The organism is Promicromonospora kroppenstedtii DSM 19349 (genome assembly GCF_000515355.1).
In the GTDB taxonomy this organism is placed as follows: Bacteria; Actinomycetota; Actinomycetes; order Actinomycetales; family Cellulomonadaceae; genus Promicromonospora; species Promicromonospora kroppenstedtii.
Genome location: NZ_KI911628.1, coordinates 4,576 through 5,274, shown reverse-complemented (window position 1 = coordinate 5,274; position 699 = coordinate 4,576). Strand labels below are relative to the sequence as shown.

At 75.5% G+C, this 699-nt stretch carries 1 protein-coding gene; it reads right to left on the bottom strand.

The window, feature by feature from the left end; translation table 11 throughout:
* Nucleotides 1–699: glutamate 5-kinase (gene proB, locus PROKR_RS05995; protein WP_036960670.1), on the bottom strand; the 699-nt coding region annotated here is incomplete at both ends.

The following is a 699-nucleotide window of genomic DNA, read 5'->3' as shown; positions in this document are numbered from 1 at the left end:
CGGGCGGCGTGCGCGATCCAGAGCCGGCGCGCCGACGTGCGGCGTCCGGTCGCGGCGAAGAACGTGCCGACGTCCTCGCCGGCCAGTGCGGCGGCCGCGTTGGCCGTGAGCGTGAGGACGGCGGGCACGCCCGCGCCGGTCGCGATCCGCACCGACTCCAGCTTGGTGACCATGCCGCCCGTGCCGACCGAGCTGCCGCGCGCGGTCACCTCGACGCCGGCGATCTCCGTGAGGTCGTCGACCAGCGGGATGCGGCGCGCGCCGGGGCGCGACGGCGGGGCGTCGTGCAGGCCGTCGACGTCGGTCAGGAGCAGCAGGGCGTCCGCCCGCACCAGGTGCGACACGAGCGCGGCGAGACGGTCGTTGTCACCGAACTTGAGCTCGTCGGTGGTGACGGCGTCGTTCTCGTTGATGACCGGCACCACGCCCAGGGCGAGCAGGCGCTCCAGCGCGCGCTGCGCGTTGCGGTAGCGGTGGCGGCGCACCGTGTCCTCCGCGGTCAGCAGGATCTGACCGATCTGGATGCCGAACGCCCCGAACTCCTCCTGGTAGCGGCCTGCGAGCTGCCCCTGCCCCACTGATGCCGCGGCCTGCATCGTGGCGAGGTCGCGGGGCCGGGTGCCCAGGCCGAGCGGCCCGATGCCCGCCGAGACGGCGCCCGAGGTGACCAGCACGACCTGGGCGCCGGCCGCCTGCCGG